Consider the following 16,014-nt stretch of genomic DNA (forward strand, 5'->3'; position numbering starts at 1 on the left):
GCACGCTGTTGAGTTCTCAAGGAACGGACGCTTCCTTCGTACTCACCCTCTCGGGCTTTCCTCCGGGCAGTTTCCCTTCGGTCTTGCTGTCTTGCGTTTCCGACTCTATCAGATCCTTTCGGGCCTGATTCCCAGTCAGTGGGGCTTGTCTTCCCGGCTGTTGGGCCGTTCCGACGAGTGAGACTTTAGCGGATTCCCTGCCCCCGAGCTAATCGGGGGCTGCGTCCTTTCGAACGCGGATTCCTCATTTCGCGAATACGCATGCCAATGACACGCCAACGGCGCGACGACAGGTCGTCGACCATTGCTTGGTACCTGCGGAATGGCTGTCCGGGGACCGACCGGGGTCGGCGCTCACGTCGGACAACTCGGAGAACACTACGTACGGGCCTGAGGTGTGTCAACTCGGTGTCGGAGGGGGCCCCTGCGGCGTACTCTCGTGCCCATGACCACGCGTACGTGCACCCAGCAGTGGTGGGCCGCCTGACGGCGGCCGTACACACGTATGTACTCAACGGCCGCCGCCTCGGCGGCCGTTCTTGTTTCTCCCTCCTGAGGGGTCGGCCGGCCGGGTGCGGTGGTCTCGACCGGTAGATCAGGAGATGGGGAAGAGATGACGCGGGTCTTCAGTGGGATCAAGCCGACCGGGCATCTGACGTTGGGGAACTACCTGGGGGCCATGCGGCGGTGGGCCGCGGTGGACCAGCACCGGGCCGACTCCCTGTTCTGCATCGTCGATCTGCACGCGCTGACCGTGGACCACGATCCCGCGCGCGTGCGTCGGCTCAGTCGGCAGGCGGCCACGCTGCTGCTGGCGTCGGGGCTCGATCCGGAGCTGTGCACCGTCTTCGTACAGAGTCATGTGGACGAGCACACGCGGCTGTCGTACGTGCTGGAGTGCGTCGCCTCCGACGGGGAGATGCGGCGGATGATCCAGTACAAGGAGAAGGCGGCGCGGGAGCGGGCGCGGGGTGGGAGTGTGCGGCTGTCGTTGCTGACGTACCCCGTGCTGATGGCGGCGGACATCCTGGCGTACGGGGCCGACGAGGCGCCCGTCGGGGACGATCAGACGCAGCATGTCGAGCTGACCCGGGATCTGGCCGTGCGGTTCAACCAGCGGTACGGGCATACGTTCGTGGTGCCGCGGGCCACTCGGCCGGGGGTGGGTGCTCGGGTCATGAACCTGCAGGAGCCGACGTCGAAGATGGGGAAGAGCGAGGACGTCGGGCCGGGGATCGTCTATCTGCTCGATGAGCCCGATGTGGTGCGGAAGAAGGTCATGCGGGCCGTGACCGACAGTGGGCGGGATGTCGTGTACGACCCGGAGGCCCGGCCCGGCGTCTCGAATCTGCTGGAGATTCTGGCCGCCTGTACGGGTGGGGATCCGGAGGGGTTGGGCGGCGTGTACTCGTCGTACGGGGATCTGAAGCGGGACACCGCGGAGGCCGTGGTCGAGGTACTTCGGCCGGTGCGGGACCGGCACAGGGAGTTGTGTGCCGATCCCGCGTTCGTGGAGGGGGTGCTCCGGGATGGGGCCGAGCGAGCGCGGGCCATGGCCCGGCCCACCGTTGATGCCGCTTATCGCGCGATCGGACTGCTGCCTGCGGCTTCCGGGGCTGTGGTGAGCGCGGGTCCTCGGTAGGCGCAGGGCCGGCCGGCGGTCGGTTTCAGTTGCTGTTGCCGGATGCCAGGGCTCGGCTGCGGTCCCGGGCTGCTTCCAGCGCGGCGATGAGGGCTGCTCGTACGCCGTGGTTCTCGAGTTCGCGGATGGCGTTGATCGTGGTGCCCGCGGGGGACGTGACGTTCTCGCGGAGCTTCACCGGGTGTTCGCCGCTGTCGCGGAGCATCACGGCGGCGCCGATCGCGGACTGGACGATCAGGTCGTGGGCCTTGTCGCGGGGCAGGCCCAGCAGGATGCCGGCGTCCGTCATGGCTTCGACCAGGTAGAAGAAGTACGCCGGGCCCGAGCCGGAGAGCGCCGTGCAGGCGTCCTGCTGGGACTCGGGGACGCGGAGTGTCTTGCCGACTGCGCCGAAGATCTCCTCGGTGTGGGCGAGGTGGTCGGCGGTAGCGTGGCTGCCGGCGGAGATCACCGACATGGCCTCGTCCACCAGGGCCGGGGTGTTCGTCATCACGCGGACGACCGGGGTACCGGTGGTGAGGCGGGCCTCGATGGAGGTGGTGGTGATGCCGGCGGCTCCGCTGATGACCAGGCGGTCGGCGGGGACGTGAGGGGCGAGTTCGTCGAGGAGGGTGCCCATGTCCTGCGGTTTGACCGTGAGGATCAGGGTGTCGGCGGTCTTGGCGGCCTCGGGGTTCGTGACCGGGGTTACTCCGTAGCGGGTGCGGAGTTCTTCGGCTCGTTCCGGGCGGCGGGCGGTGACCAGGAGGTCTGCGGGGGCCCAGCCGGCTCGGATCATTCCGCTGAGCAGGGCTTCGCCGATTTTGCCGGTGCCTAGGACTGCGACTTTCTGGGTCATGGTGCGGTGCCCTCCGGGGGTTGCGTCGTCCGGGGTCATCCTCGCATTGGGGGGTGTGGGGTGGGGTTTGTGTCCGGTGGGCGGGATGTCCTTGTTTTTTCGCCCCCGCCGCCCCTACCCGTTCCCATCCCCTGGGGGCTGCGCCCCCAGACCCCCCTTGTCGCGCTGAACGCGCTCGTCCTCAAACGCCGGACGGGCTGGATAGTGCCGGGCGGGTTGAACCGTTATGTCGTTCGGCGGCGGAGAGTTGCTGCTCCCAGGGTCAGGACCAGTAGGGCGCAGGTTGCGACGATCAGGGTGTCTCGTACGAAGTTGGTGGTGATGTCCGTGTGGGTGAGGACCTCGTTCATGCCGTCCACCGCGTAGGACATGGGGAGGACGTTCGAGATCGCCTCCAGGATCGGGTGCATCTCGGAGCGGGGGGTGAAGAGGCCGCAGAGGAGGAGTTGGGGGAAGATCACCGCCGGCATGAACTGGACCGCCTGGAACTCCGACGACGCGAAGGCCGAGACGAAGAGGCCCAGGGCCGTGCCCAGTAGGGCGTCCAGGAGGGCCACTAGGAGGAGGAGCCAGGGAGAGCCCGTCACGTCCAGGCCCAGGAGCCAGACCGCCAGGGCTGTGGCCAGGGCCGACTGGATGATCGCCAGGATTCCGAAGGCCAGGGCGTAGCCGGCGATGAGGTCGCCCTTGCCGAGGGGCATGGCCAGGAGGCGTTCGAGGGTGCCCGAGGTGCGTTCGCGGAGGGTGGCGATCGAGGTCACCAGGAACATCGTGATCAGAGGGAAGATCCCTAGGAGCGACGCTCCGATGCCGTCGAAGGTGCGCTCGTTGCCGTCGAAGACATAGCGGAGCAGGAGCAGGAGCAGGCTCGGGAGCACGATCATCATCGCGATCGTGCGTGGGTCGTGGCGGAGTTGGGCCAGGACGCGGGCTGCCGTGGCTGTCGTTCGGGAGGCGTTCAGGGCCGTTGTGCGGGAGCGGGGGCGCGTAGGGGTTGCGGTGGTCATTTCTGGGGCTGCTTCCTCTTTGTCTGCTCTGTCTGTGGCTTCTTCGCTTCGTCCACCAGGTGCAGGAACGCCTCCTCCACCGTCTCCGTCGCCGTGCGGATGCGCAGGGCCTCCGGGGTGTCGTCGGCCAGGAGTTCGCCGGCCCGCATGAGGAGGAGGCGGTGGCAGCGTTCGGCCTCGTCCATGACGTGGGAGGAGATCAGGAACGTCGCTCCGCGGGTCGTCGCGATCGTGTGGAACAGGGCCCACAGGTCGCGGCGGAGTACCGGATCCAGGCCTACCGTCGGCTCGTCCAGGACCAGGAGTTCGGGGGCCCCGAGGAGGGCCACCGCCAGGGAGACGCGGCTGCGCTGGCCGCCGGAGAGGTTGCCCGCGAGGGTGTCGCCGTGGGTGGTGAGGTCGACGTCGGCGATGGCTCGGGTGACGTTCTCGTGGCGGCGGTCGGCGGCCGCGCGGCCGGGGTCGAGGATCGCGGCGAAGTAGGCGAGGTTCTGGCGGACCGTCAGGTCGTCGTAGACCGACGGGGCCTGGGTCACGTAACCGATGCGGTTGCGGAGGGTCGCGTGGCCGGCCGGGTGGCCGAGGACCTCCAGGGTGCCGGTGACCATGGCCTGGGTGCCGACGATCGCGCGCATCAGGGTCGACTTTCCGCAGCCCGAGGGGCCCAGCAGGCCGGTGATCTGACCTCGCGGGACGGTGAAGTCGAGGGCGCGCAGGACGGTTCGGGTTCCTCGTACGACGGTGAGGTCTTCGGCCTGGACGGCTTCGACGGCCCATCCGGGAGGCGGGTCACTGTAATTCATCATGTGATGAATAATGCTCGCCGTGCGGCGGCTCGTCAAGGCGATGCGTCGAGCGGGTGGGGGCGCAGGCGCGTGGTGGGGTGATCGGAGGAGGGGCGTCCGGTTCGGGTGACTCCGGGGGCTTCCTTTGACTCCGGTTCTCGGCCGGGGGCTGTGCGATGTGGGTGCCGCGCCTGTCCTACTTGCTGACAATGGGATTCATTCGCCGTACTGCTTCGCCGCCCCGCTTCCGTTCGCTGTCGGAGGTGTATTCGTCATGCGCCTTGGCTTGCGCAAGGCCGATCTGCTCGCTTCCCTCGTCGTCTTTCTCGTCGCGCTGCCGTTGTGCGTGGGCGTCGCCGTCGCCTCCGGTGTGCCCGCCGAGCTGGGGCTGGTGACCGGGATCGTCGGTGGGCTGGTCGCGGGGGCGCTGCCCGGCAGCAGCCTTCAGGTGAGCGGGCCGGCGGCGGGGCTGACCGTGCTGGTGTACGAGGCTGTGCGGGCGTACGGGCTCGAAGTGCTCGGGGTGGTCGTGTTCGCGGCCGGGGTCGTGCAGGTCGGGCTGGGGGCGTTGCGGCTCGGGCGGTGGTTCCGGGCCGTGTCCGTGGCCGTCGTCCAGGGGATGCTCGCCGGGATCGGGATCGTGCTGGTCGCCGGGCAGGTGTACGCCCTCGGCGACGTGAGCGCGCCCGCCAGTGCGCTCGGGATGGTGGGCGGGCTGGTCTCGCTTCCCGGGGACGCGGATCCCGTGGCGTTGGCCGTCGGGGGCGCCACCATCGCCGTACTGCTGCTGTGGCGGCGTTGGGCGTGGGGGACGCGGCTGGTGCCCGGGCCGTTGGTGGCGGTGGTGCTCGCGGCGGGGGTGACCTGGGGGTTCGACCTGGATGTGCGGCGGGTCGAGGTGCGGGGGCTGCTGGCTGCCGTACGGGTGCCGGAGGCGGCGGATTTCGGGCGGCTCGCGGAGGTGGGGGTGATCGGGACCGTGGTCGCCTTCGCCCTGATCGCGTCCGCGGAGTCGTTGTTCAGTGCGGCGGCCGTCGATCGGCTTCATCAGGGGGCGCGGACCGACTACGACCGGGAGTTGATGGCGCAGGGGGTCGGGAACGCGGTGTGCGGGGTGCTCGGGGCATTGCCGATGACCGCGGTGATCGTACGGAGTGCGGCGAATATCGGGGCCGGGGCTCGTACGAAGGTGTCACGGGTGCTGCATGGGGTGTGGCTGCTGGGTTTCGCGGTGGTCGTGCCGGGAGTGCTCGGGGTGATTCCCGTGGCCGCGTTGGCCGGGCTGCTTGTTTATGCCGGGTGCAGGTTGGTGCCTGTGCGGGAGGCGGGGGTGCTGTGGCGGGGGCATCGGGGGGAGGTGGTGGTGCTGGTGGTGACGGCGGGGGCCATTGTCCTGGGGAATTTGATCGCCGGGGTGGTGGCCGGGCTTGCGCTGGCCGTGGGGAAGGTCGCCTGGGAGATCAGTCATGTGCATGTGGAGGTGGGAGAGCCGGGCGACGGCCGTGACGGTGGTGATGCTGATGGTGGTGGTGACGGTGTTGTTGTCGTACGGGTCGTCGGGCATGCGACGTTCTTGCGGTTGCCCAAGTTGCTGGACGCGTTGGAGGCGTTGCCTCGGGGGCGTGAGGTTCGGCTGGAGTTGGGTGGGCTTCGGCATGTGGATCATGCGTGTGCGGCGGCTTTGGAGGGGTGGGTTGCCGGGCGGGGACGGGGGCCGGGGGTGGATCAGGGTGCGGGTGCCGGGGGCAATGGCGGTGGCGGGTCAGGTGGTTGAGGTTCTTGCTACCAGCAGGTCTACGTCGTAGGTCTCTTCGAGCGTTTCGGACGGGAAGAGCTTGAGCAGGAGGTTGCGTTCCTCGGCCAGGAAGGCGGCGGCTTCCTCCTTGTCGTGGACCAGGAAGAGCGAGTGGCTGCCGATGTTGGCCAGGTGGGTGTCGATCGGGACGCGGCGGCTCCAGCGGAGCTGACGGCGGGTGAAGTCGAGGCGGCCCGAGGGGTCTGCGGCTCGGAGGTAGGCGCCGTTCTGCTCCAGGGCCGTGTCTATGCCGAAGAAGTACTGGATGCGGTTCGCCTGGGCGGCGATCCAGGGGATGTTCAGGGCGTACGTGTTCCACCACAGGGCGAGTGCGCCGCCCGGGCGCAGGACGCGGAGGGCCTCCGGGACCGCGAGTTCCGGGTTGGTCCAGTGCCAGGACTGGGCGTAGGTGAGGAAGTCGACGGAGGCGTCGGCCAGGGGGAGGGCGTTGCCGTTGCCCCTGACGATCGGGACGTCGGGGAGGGTGCGGCGGAATTGGGCCGCCATGCCGTCGCCGGGTTCCACGGCGATCACGTGGGCGCCGTGGGCGTGGAGGAGGGCGGTGGAGATGCCTGTGCCGGCGCCGATGTCTGCGACGCGGGAGCCGGTCAGGGGGTGGGCGGCCAGGTGTTCTATTGCGTCGAGTAGGGCGGGTGGGTAGGAGGGGCGGTTTTGGGCGTACTGGGATGCGGCTGTGTTGAAGGATGTGGCGCGGGATGGGGAGGGGGACTGGCTGGGGGGTTGGGTGGAGGCCGTCATGTGGACATGGTGGCGGGGGGTGTGGGTGGGGGGTAGGGGTTTGGAGAAGAGTTGGGGCTTGGGTGGGGGTGCTTCTCGCCCCCGCCGCCCCTACCCGTCCCATCCCTGGGGGCTGCGCCCCCAGACCCCCCTTTGTCCTCAAACGCCGGACGGGCTGAAATGCCTGGGCCTGGGCTGAAAGATCAAGCCCGGCCGACACCATCCAACCCGGCCGGCACCATCCAGCCCGTCCGGCACCATCCAGCCCGTCCGGCGTTTGAGGACGAGCGCGTTCAGCGCGATACGGGGGTTCGGGGGCAGCGCCCCCGAGGATGGGACGGGTAGGGGCGGCGGGGGCGAGAGAACCCCGGCCTCCGCCCCTCCCTCAGGACCTGTTCCTCTTCGCCGGGTTGCCCGTTCGGCGGGTGGATTTGCGGGTGTGTTGGTCGCGCGCCGCCTCGTATTCCTGGCGCGTCAGGGACTCGCCGGGGGCCTCGCGCAGGGAGCGGAGGAAGTACGCCGTCAGGGAGCCCACGAAGCCGATCGTCAGCAGGCCTCGGAGGGAGGCCTGGCGGGCCGGGTCCGGGCGTTTGGTGAAGGCGCCCCAGGTGTGGCCGAACGCCAGTGCGCTGCACGTGGCGAACATGATCACCACCAGGAGGGTCACCAGGTCTCCCACCTGGCCTATTCGCAGACCCTCGTACGCGAAGCGGAGGATCAGGCACGATGCCGCCGTGGCCGCCAGGGAGCCGACGGCCACTCCCCACCGGCGAGCCGTGTAGCCCGCGTCGTGCTCCACCCACGTCGTGCCGAAGAAGCGGATGGGCTCGGGGCTGGGGCCAGTGTCGCCGCCCCGGGCGTTCTTGTCGCTCACCCCTCGATTATCGCCAGCCGGGTACCGGCACCCAATGCCGGTGCCGGTACCCGGGTGGATCACGCGGTCAGGAGCAGTGCGGTGCCACGTACCCGTCGCTGCCTGTCAGGACGTACGCGTCAGAGACGTACTGGCCGTTGTCGATGTTGTCCCAGATGTTCGACGTACCGTACGGACCGGCGATCGACTCGCCGGGACGCTGGCAGTAGATCGGGACCTTGGCGCCCTCGGACAGGACGCGGACGATGGTGTAGCTGGTGCCGGGGCCGCTGCGGACGTTGAGGCGGTAGCCGGGGGCGACCGAGTAGTAGCGCACGGCCGCTGCCGCCGCCGCGGTCGTGATCTTCAGCTCCGTCCGGCCCGTCCCGTTCGTCTCGTCGGCCGTTCTCTCCCCGATGTGGTCTGTGGACATGGAAAAACCTCCCCCGTTGGACCCCCATGACTGCCATGGGGTCCCGTTGATACCCCTAAAACACGCCATGAAACACATGTACGTAACTCGTACACCCGCGTCAGCAAGCCGCCTCTGTCCCGTCAATCTCATCGACTAGGCTCCGTCCGTCGCGCGCGCGGCCGAACAGCACGGGGGTGAGTCCATGACGCCACAGCGGAACTCCGGACCCGGCGCGGAAGCGGAACTTCCGGAGTACGCCGGTCAGTACCGTCTGGAGTCACGGCTGGGTTCCGGCGGCATGGGCGTGGTGCACCTGGCCCGGAGTACGTCCGGGATGAAGCTCGCGGTGAAGGTCGTGCATGGCGAGTTCGCCAAGGACCCCGAGTTCAGGGGGCGTTTCCGGCAGGAGATCGCCGCCGCCCGGCGCGTCAGCGGTGCCTTCACCGCGCCCGTCGTCGATGCCGACCCGGATGCCGAACGGCCTTGGATGGCCACCCTGTTCATCCCCGGGCCGACCCTCGCCGACGAGGTGAAGCGGAACGGGGCGATGAGCCCTGGGCAGTTGCGGCGGTTGATGGCCGGGCTCGCCGAGGCGCTGCGCGACATTCACCGGGTCGGGGTCGTCCACCGCGACCTGAAACCGAGCAACGTACTGCTCGCCGAGGACGGTCCGAAGGTCATCGACTTCGGCATTTCTCGGCCGAAGGACAGCGAACTGCGCACCGAGACCGGCAAGTTGATCGGTACCCCGCCGTTCATGGCGCCCGAGCAGTTCCGGCGGCCCCGGGAGGTCGGGCCGGCCGCCGACATCTTCGCCCTGGGGTCGGTGATGGTGCACGCGTCGACCGGGCGCGGGCCGTTCGACTCCGACAGCCCGTACGTGGTCGCCTACCAAGTCGTGCACGACGAGCCGGACTTGACCGGCGTACCGACCAACCTCGCCCCGCTGGTGCTGAGTTGTCTCGCCAAGGAGCCCGAGGACCGGCCCACTCCCGATGAACTCATGCGGGAGCTGCGGTCGGTGGCCGCCTCCTACGACACCCAGTCGTTCATACCCGAGCAGCGAAGCGCCTCCCGTACCGGTTCCGGCCCCTCCCCCGCGTCCGCCTCTCCTCCCTCCCCCTCCTCCGACTCGCCCTCTCCAGAACAGCGTTCGGATCGGCGGCGGCTGCGCAAGCGGGTCCTCCTCGCCGCCGGTGCGCTCGTTCTCGTCGCCGGGGGTGTCTTCGCCTCGGTGCAGGTGCTCGGCGGTGATCCGGTCGCCGCGCCCTCGGGGAGTTCCTCCGGTGGCGGTACGGCGACCAGCGCCGCCGCTTTCCGGGGCTGGACGGTGCGGCCGGCCACCGATGGTGACGCCGGGATGCCCCTCTGCTCGTACGGCGGCGGGACGTTGTTCTGTGCGCAGCAGGGGCTGGTCTCCGCCATCGATCCGGCCGACGGCACCGTCCTGTGGCGGCACCCGATCGACTCCACGCGCATTGCCGGCCGCCCGCCCGTCCTGTCGGGCGGGCTCGTGCACCCCCCGCAGAACGAGGGCCCCCGGATGGAGGCGCTCGACCCCCGCACCGGTGCCGTCCGCTGGCAGGAGACCGCGTCCGGCCGGGTCGGCCTCGGGTACGCCGGCGGGATGACCCTGCTCATCGGCGCCGACGGGAAGGTCACCGGCGTCGACAGCGCGTCCGGCGACAGCAAGTGGAACCGGCGGATCGCCGATCTGAGCGGGCCTCAGCTGTTCGCCTTCGCCGGTGACCAGCTCGCGTACGCCACGAGCGCCGCCGAGGACGGGGCGAGCACCCGGGTCGCCGCGCTGGACCCCGGTACGGGTGATGTGCGCTGGCAGAAGCGGCTGGACGGCGAGCTGAGACCCATCGGTACCACCTCCGAGGGCGCCTCCGTCTTCTTCGCGGCCCTCGACAGCGAGTACGGGGACACGGTCGCCGTCGTCGCCTACGACCCGGAGAGCGGGACCACCCGCAAGGTCGCCGTGACCGTTCCGCTCCAGCGGGCCCAGGGTGCCGTGCGCGGCAACGTCGTCTATCTGATGGCCGCGGGAGGCGGGCTGACCGCCGTGGATCTGTCGGCGGGCAAGCAGCTCTGGTCGCTGCAGACGTCCGTGAGCCTCGGCTCGGCGCCGGCCGTCGACGGGCGGTACGTGTACTTCTCCGCCGCCGACGGTCGGCTGATCGCGGTCGACGCCCGTACGGGGAAGCTCGTCGGGCAGACCCCGCCCCGGCTCGGCGCGGCCTCGGACACGATCGCGGCCTCGCTGCCCGCCCCGGTCGTCGCCGACGGACGTGTGTACGCGAGCGCTCCCGACGGGTCCGTCTTCGCGGTGGACGCGGGGGATCCGGCGGGCTGGTGACGGGCGGCGGCTGGAACACACGTACAAGAAACACACGTACTAGAAGAAGCGCATGGAGAAGGGCCGCTCCTGAGGAGCGGCCCTTCTTCGGACGTACGGGAGTCTCAGCCCAGCTTCGACACGTCCCGGACCGCGCCCCGGTCGGCGCTCGTCGCCATCGCCGCGTATGCGCGCAGGGCCGCGGAGACCTTGCGTTCACGGGAGACGGGGGCGTAGACGCCGTTCAGGGCCTCGCGGCGGGCCGACAGTTCGTCGTCCTCGACCAGCAGCTCGATCGTGCGGTTCGGGATGTCGATGCGGATGCGGTCGCCGTCCTTGACGAGGGCGATCGTGCCGCCGGAGGCCGCCTCGGGGGAGGCGTGGCCGATGGAGAGGCCCGAGGTGCCGCCGGAGAAGCGGCCGTCGGTGATCAGGGCGCAGGTCTTGCCGAGGCCGCGGCCCTTGAGGAAGGAGGTCGGGTAGAGCATCTCCTGCATGCCGGGGCCGCCCTTGGGGCCCTCGTAGCGGATGACGACGACGTCGCCGTCCGTGACCTGCTTGTTGAGGATCTTCTCGACGGCCTCTTCCTGCGACTCGCAGACGACGGCGGGGCCCTCGAAGGTCCAGATGGACTCGTCGACGCCGGCCGTCTTCACGACGCAGCCGTCGACGGCGAGGTTGCCCTTGAGGACGGCCAGGCCGCCGTCCTTCGAGTACGCGTGTTCCGCGCTGCGGATGCAGCCGCCGGCGGCGTCCGTGTCCAGGGCCTCCCAGCGCTCGGACTGGGAGAAGGCCTCGGCGGAGCGGACGCAGCCGGGGGCCGCGTGCCACAGTTCCAGGGCCTCCGGCGACGGCGAGCCACCGCGCACGTCCCAGGTCTTCAGCCAGTCCGCGAGGGACGAGCTGTGAACCGAGTTCACATCCTCGTTGAGGAGGCCCGCGCGGTGCAGTTCGCCGAGGAGGGCGGGGATGCCGCCGGCCCGGTGCACGTCCTCCATGTAGTACGTGCGGTCCTTGGCGACGTTCGGCGCGACCTTCGCCAGGCAGGGCACCCGGCGCGAGACCTCGTTGATGTCGTCCAGGTCGAACGGGACGCCCGCCTCCTGGGCGGCGGCCAGCAGGTGCAGGATCGTGTTGGTCGAGCCGCCCATCGCGATGTCGAGCGCCATGGCGTTCTGGAAGGCCGCGAAGGTGGCGACGTTGCGGGGCAGGACCGTCTCGTCGTCCTGCTCGTAGTAGCGGCGGGTGATGTCCATCACCGTGCGGCCCGCGTTCTCGTACAGCGCCTTGCGGGCCGTGTGCGTGGCCAGGACCGAGCCGTTGCCCGGGAGGGCGAGTCCGATGGCCTCCGCGAGGCAGTTCATCGAGTTGGCCGTGAACATGCCGGAACAGGAACCGCAGGTCGGACAGGCGTTCTCCTCGATACGGAGGATGTCCTCGTCCGAGATCTTCTCGTTCACGGCGTCGGAGATCGCGTCGACCAGGTCGAGGGTGCGGACCGTGCCGTCGACGAGGGTCGCGCGGCCGGACTCCATCGGGCCGCCGGAGACGAAGACCGTGGGGATGTTGAGCCGCAGGGCGGCGTTCAGCATGCCCGGGGTGATCTTGTCGCAGTTGGAGATGCAGATCATGGCGTCGGCGCAGTGGGCTTCGACCATGTACTCGACGCTGTCCGCGATGAGGTCGCGGGAGGGGAGGGAGTACAGCATGCCGCCGTGGCCCATCGCGATGCCGTCGTCGACGGCGATCGTGTTGAACTCGCGCGGGATGCCTCCGGCGGCCTTGATGGCCTCGCTGACGATGCGGCCCACCGGCTGGAGGTGGGTGTGGCCGGGCACGAACTCGGTGAAGCTGTTCGCGACCGCGATGATCGGCTTCCGCCCGATGTCGGCACCCGGTACACCGGAGGCGCGCATAAGGGCGCGGGCGCCCGCCATGTTGCGGCCGTGGGTGACTGTGCGGGACCTCAGCTCGGGCATCTTCGCTCGCCTCGCTACTTCGGAGAGTACTGACTCCGTCGAGAGTACGCCGGTTATCCAGTGGGCGGACACATCGTCCGAAATGCGGGATGATTGTCTCGGTTTTCGGGTGCGGGTCCGGTGGGGGCTGGTCGCGCAGTTCCCCGCGCCCCTACGGAACCAGGTGGGCCTGGATTACAGGGGCCACCCTCTTGATGATCTGGTCCGGGTCCGCCGACGCCAAGGGTTCCACCTTGATCACGTAGCGCAGCATCGCGATGCCCACCAGTTGGGCTGCTGCCAGTTCGGCTCGGAGTTCCGCGTCCGGGAGGTTCAGTTGGGCGGCTACCCGGCGTAGGAGCTGGGTGGAGATCAGGCGGCGGAAGACTCCGGCCGCTGCCTCGTTGTTCATGGCCGAGCGGACGATCGCCAGGAGGGCCTTGCGGGTGGCCGGGTTCTCCCAGACGCCGAAGAAGAAGCGGGCCAGCCGTTCGCCGACGCCGTCCAGGGGGCCCTCCGCGATCGAGCCGGGGGCGCTCAGGAGGGGGCCGACGGCGACCTCGATCGACGCCTCGAAGACCTGCTCCTTGGTGCCGAAGTAGTGGTGGACGAGCGCCGAGTCCACACCCGCGGCCTTGGCGATGCCGCGTACGGACGTCTTTTCGTACCCGCGTTCGGAGAACTCCTCGCGGGCCGCCGCCAGGATGCGGTCGCGGGCGGCGGGGGCGTCCGCGGAGTCCGTACGGGAGGGTCGTCCCCGGCCACGGCGGGGGGCCGCGCTGGTCATGGGCGCGGGACCTTCACAGCCGAGGCCAGGTGGAGGCGGGTGAAGGCGAGCGCCTCGGCGAGGTCGGCCTCGCGCTCGACGCTGGACATCGCGCGGCGGGTGTTGACCTCGATCACGACATGGCCGTCGAAACCAGTGTGCGCGAGCCGTTCGAGCAGCTCGGCGCAGGGTTGCGTACCGCGTCCTGGGACGAGGTGCTCGTCCTTGTTGGAGCCGTTGCCGTCGGCGAGGTGGACGTGGCCGAGGCGGTCGGCCATGAGGTCGACCATCTCCATGGCGTCGCTGCGGGCGGTCGCGGTGTGGCTGAGGTCGATCGTGAAGTGCCGGTAGTCGTCCTTCGTGACGTCCCAGTCGGGGGCGTACGCGAGCATCTCGCGGTCGCGGTAGCGCCAGGGGTACATGTTCTCGACGGCGAACCGGACGTCCGTCTCGTCGGCCATGCGCCAGATGCCGGTGACGAAGTCGCGGGCGTACTGGCGCTGCCAGCGGAAGGGGGGGTGTACGACGACTGTCGTCGCGCCGAGTTTCTCGGCTGCCGCCTGTGCGCGCTGGAGTTTGATCCAGGGGTCCGTGGACCAGACGCGCTGGGTGATGAGGAGGCAGGGGGCGTGGATGGCGAGGATGGGGATCTGGTGGTAGTCGCTCAGTCTGCGCAGGGCTTCGATGTCCTGGCTGACCGGGTCCGTCCAGACCATGACCTCGACGCCGTCGTATCCGAGTCGCGCGGCGATCTCGAAGGCCGTCGCCGTCGACTCCGGGTACACGGAGGCCGTGGACAGGGCGACCTTCGCATCCGGGATGCGTACGACTGGTTCTGCCACGGGAGACAGGGTACGGGGTGCCCCTGGCAGTTGGGCTCGGGGGCAGTGAGGTTGGCCGGGGTGGGTGGGCGGGTGCGGGTTGTGTGTGGCTTGTCGCGCAGTTCCCCGCGCCCCTAGGTGGGAACCGCCCAGGTCCCTCGATCAGTACTCCTACTCCGTGCCCAAGTGGGTGCCCATGTGGTCCAGTCTGCGGAGGATTACGCCCTCTCTGAGGGCCCAGGGGCAGACCTCCAGCGTCTTGACGGCGAAGAGGTCCATCGCCGCCTCTGCCACCAGCGCGCCCGCGACCAGCTGGTTGGCTCGGCCCTCCGAGACTCCGGGGAGGGCCGCTCGTTCCGCTGTCGTCATGGAGGCGAGCTGCGGGACCAGGGCGCCCAGGGACTCGCGCTTCAGCTCGCGCTGGACGTAGAGGCCGTCCGTGGAGCGGGCCGCGCCTGCCAGGCGGGCGAGCTGCTTGAAGGTCTTCGACGTGGCGACGACGTGGTCGGGGGCGCCGAAGCGGCTGAACTCGCCCACCGTACGGGCGATCTGGGCGCGTACATGGCGGCGCAGCGACCTGATGTCGTCGGGGGCGGGCGGGTCGCCGGGGAGCCAGCCCGCGGTCAGGCGGCCGGCGCCGAGCGGGAGGGAGGCGGCGGTGTCGGGCTCCTCGTCGATGCCGTAGGCGATCTCCAGGGAGCCGCCGCCGATGTCGAGGACGAGGAGCTTGCCCGCCGACCAGCCGAACCAGCGGCGGGCCGCGAGGAAGGTGAGGCGGGCCTCCTCGGCGCCGGTCAGGACCTGTAGCTCGACGCCTGTCTCGGCCTGCACGCGGGCGAGGACCTCGTCGGCGTTGGTCGCCTCACGCACGGCCGAGGTGGCGAACGGCAGCAGGTCCTCGACGCCCTTGTCCTCGGCGGCCTGGAGCGCGTCCTGGATCACGCCGACGAGTTTGTCTACCCCTTCGGGGCCGATGGCCCCTGCCTCGTCGAGGAGTTGGGCGAGCCGCAGCTCGACCTTGTGCGAATGCGCGGGCAGCGGGCGCGCGCCAGGGTGTGCGTCCACCACCAGCAGATGCACCGTGTTCGATCCCACGTCGAGGACACCGAGTCTCATGTACGAAACGCTACTGCCAGCCGAGACCGCATCCGCCCCCGGAGCGGTGCCGGAAGGGGTCCCGGGCCACTTACTCTGGACGCGTGCCAAAGACGAAAAAGGCAAAGGCCGACAAGTCGGCAACGTCAGCCCCCTCCGCGAAGTCCCCGAAGTCCACAAAATCTTCGAAGTCGGCCACCGCGGGCGACGAGAAGGGGCTCGACTTCGCGCGCGCGTGGGTGGAGTTCCCTGATCCTGCGGACGACGAACAGGTCTTCCGCTGTGACCTGACATGGCTGACCTCCCGCTGGAACTGCATCTTCGGCAGCGGCTGCCAGGGCATCCAGGCCGGCCGCGCGGACGACGGCTGCTGCACGCTGGGTGCCCACTTCTCCGACGAGGACGACGAGAAGCGGGTCGCCGGACATGTGGCGCGCCTCACGCCCGACATCTGGCAGCTCCACGATGTCGGCACCGAGTCCGGCTGGACCTCGGAGGACGAGGAGGGCTCGCGGCAGACCCGGCCCTACCAGGGGTCCTGCATCTTCCAGAACCGGCCGGGGTTCGCGGGCGGCGCGGGCTGCTCGCTGCACATCCTGGCCCTGAAGGAGGGCCGCGAGCCGCTGGAGACCAAGCCGGACGTCTGCTGGCAGCTTCCGGTGCGGCGGACCTACGACTGGATCGACCGGCCCGACGACACGCGCGTGCTCCAGGTGTCGATCGGTGAGTACGACCGGCGCGGCTGGGGTCCGGGCGGCCACGACCTGCACTGGTGGTGCACGTCGGCGACCTCGGCGCACGGCGCGGGCGACCCGGTGTACGTGTCGTACCGGCCGGAGCTGGTCGAGCTGATGGGCAAGGCGGGGTACGACCGACTGGTCGAGCTGTGCGAGGAGCGGCTGGCCTCGCAGCTGCCGCTGCTGGCTCCGCATCCGGCCGATCCCGTCCGCTGACACGGCA

At 69.7% G+C, this 16,014-nt stretch carries 14 protein-coding genes; 4 read left to right on the forward strand and 10 right to left on the reverse strand.

The genetic code is table 11. The features are described from left to right. Nucleotides 1-613 precede the first annotated feature (613 nt). Complete coding sequence (trpS, locus tag ACFYXF_RS33960) at nt 614-1,642, forward strand: tryptophan--tRNA ligase (protein ID WP_389355516.1); 1,029 nt, start codon at nt 614-616, stop codon at nt 1,640-1,642. Between the two features lie 25 nt (nt 1,643-1,667). Here trpS and proC read toward each other — a convergent pair whose 3' ends face one another. From proC to ACFYXF_RS33975, 3 genes are all read right to left on the reverse strand, one after another. Further along, complete coding sequence (proC, locus tag ACFYXF_RS33965) at nt 1,668-2,480, reverse strand: pyrroline-5-carboxylate reductase (protein WP_389355517.1); 813 nt, start codon at nt 2,478-2,480, stop codon at nt 1,668-1,670. A 224-nt stretch (nt 2,481-2,704) separates the two neighbouring features. Continuing rightward, entirely contained in the window at nt 2,705-3,487 is a 783-nt protein-coding gene (locus ACFYXF_RS33970; RefSeq protein WP_389355519.1) for an ABC transporter permease, read from the reverse strand. After that, nucleotides 3,484-4,293, reverse strand: coding sequence for an ABC transporter ATP-binding protein (locus ACFYXF_RS33975; protein WP_389355521.1), 810 nt, complete (start codon nt 4,291-4,293; stop codon nt 3,484-3,486). Before ACFYXF_RS33975 ends, ACFYXF_RS33970 begins: the two co-directional genes overlap by 4 nt. 253 nt (nt 4,294-4,546) lie before the next feature. Here ACFYXF_RS33975 and ACFYXF_RS33980 point away from each other — a divergent pair, with 253 nt between their 5' ends. Continuing rightward, entirely contained in the window at nt 4,547-6,046 is a 1,500-nt protein-coding gene (locus ACFYXF_RS33980) for a SulP family inorganic anion transporter (RefSeq protein WP_389355523.1), read from the forward strand. On the opposite strand, the gene ACFYXF_RS33985 is transcribed toward ACFYXF_RS33980, so the two are convergent. The 3 genes from ACFYXF_RS33985 to ACFYXF_RS33995 all read right to left on the reverse strand — a co-directional run bounded on the left by ACFYXF_RS33985 (nt 6,035) and on the right by ACFYXF_RS33995 (nt 8,091). Beyond that, the gene (locus ACFYXF_RS33985; protein WP_389355525.1) at nt 6,035-6,826 is read right to left on the reverse strand and encodes a class I SAM-dependent methyltransferase; all 792 of its coding nucleotides are present in this window, start codon (nt 6,824-6,826) and stop codon (nt 6,035-6,037) included. The genes ACFYXF_RS33980 and ACFYXF_RS33985 overlap by 12 nt on opposite strands. A gap of 364 nt (nt 6,827-7,190) precedes the next feature. Further along, complete coding sequence (locus ACFYXF_RS33990; protein WP_389355527.1) at nt 7,191-7,679, reverse strand: EamA/RhaT family transporter; 489 nt, start codon at nt 7,677-7,679, stop codon at nt 7,191-7,193. Between the two features lie 67 nt (nt 7,680-7,746). After that, nucleotides 7,747-8,091, reverse strand: a complete 345-nt coding sequence (locus tag ACFYXF_RS33995) for an SH3 domain-containing protein (protein WP_389355529.1) — start codon at nt 8,089-8,091, stop codon at nt 7,747-7,749. A 184-nt stretch (nt 8,092-8,275) separates the two neighbouring features. On the opposite strand from ACFYXF_RS33995, the gene ACFYXF_RS34000 reads away from it, so the two are divergent. Then, on the forward strand, nt 8,276-10,435 hold the full coding sequence (locus ACFYXF_RS34000; protein ID WP_389355531.1) for a PQQ-binding-like beta-propeller repeat protein: 2,160 nt from the start codon (nt 8,276-8,278) through the stop codon (nt 10,433-10,435). Nucleotides 10,436-10,539: 104 nt separating this feature from the next. Here the strand turns inward: ACFYXF_RS34000 and ilvD are convergent, their stop codons facing one another. The 4 genes from ilvD to ACFYXF_RS34020 form a co-directional block, all read right to left on the reverse strand. Next, on the reverse strand, nt 10,540-12,393 hold the full coding sequence (gene ilvD / locus ACFYXF_RS34005) for a dihydroxy-acid dehydratase (RefSeq protein WP_389355533.1): 1,854 nt from the start codon (nt 12,391-12,393) through the stop codon (nt 10,540-10,542). Nucleotides 12,394-12,544: 151 nt separating this feature from the next. Beyond that, nucleotides 12,545-13,159 (reverse strand): TetR family transcriptional regulator, encoded by a 615-nt coding sequence (locus tag ACFYXF_RS34010; protein WP_389355535.1) that lies wholly within the window; start codon nt 13,157-13,159, stop codon nt 12,545-12,547. Beyond that, the gene (locus ACFYXF_RS34015; RefSeq protein ID WP_389355537.1) at nt 13,156-13,980 is read right to left on the reverse strand and encodes a sugar phosphate isomerase/epimerase family protein; all 825 of its coding nucleotides are present in this window, start codon (nt 13,978-13,980) and stop codon (nt 13,156-13,158) included. Before ACFYXF_RS34015 ends, ACFYXF_RS34010 begins: the two co-directional genes overlap by 4 nt. A 150-nt stretch (nt 13,981-14,130) precedes the next feature. Next, on the reverse strand, nt 14,131-15,075 hold the full coding sequence (locus ACFYXF_RS34020; RefSeq protein ID WP_389355539.1) for a Ppx/GppA family phosphatase: 945 nt from the start codon (nt 15,073-15,075) through the stop codon (nt 14,131-14,133). Nucleotides 15,076-15,158: 83 nt separating this feature from the next. Between ACFYXF_RS34020 and ACFYXF_RS34025 the strand changes: the two genes are divergently transcribed. After that, nucleotides 15,159-16,007: a hypothetical protein gene (locus ACFYXF_RS34025; RefSeq protein WP_389355541.1), complete on the forward strand. Its 849-nt coding sequence runs from the start codon at nt 15,159-15,161 to the stop codon at nt 16,005-16,007. Nucleotides 16,008-16,014: the final 7 nt, after the last annotated feature.

The sequence above is a fragment of the Streptomyces sp. NPDC002680 genome (assembly GCF_042889145.1).
In the GTDB taxonomy this organism is placed as follows: domain Bacteria; phylum Actinomycetota; class Actinomycetes; order Streptomycetales; family Streptomycetaceae; genus Streptomyces; species Streptomyces adonidis.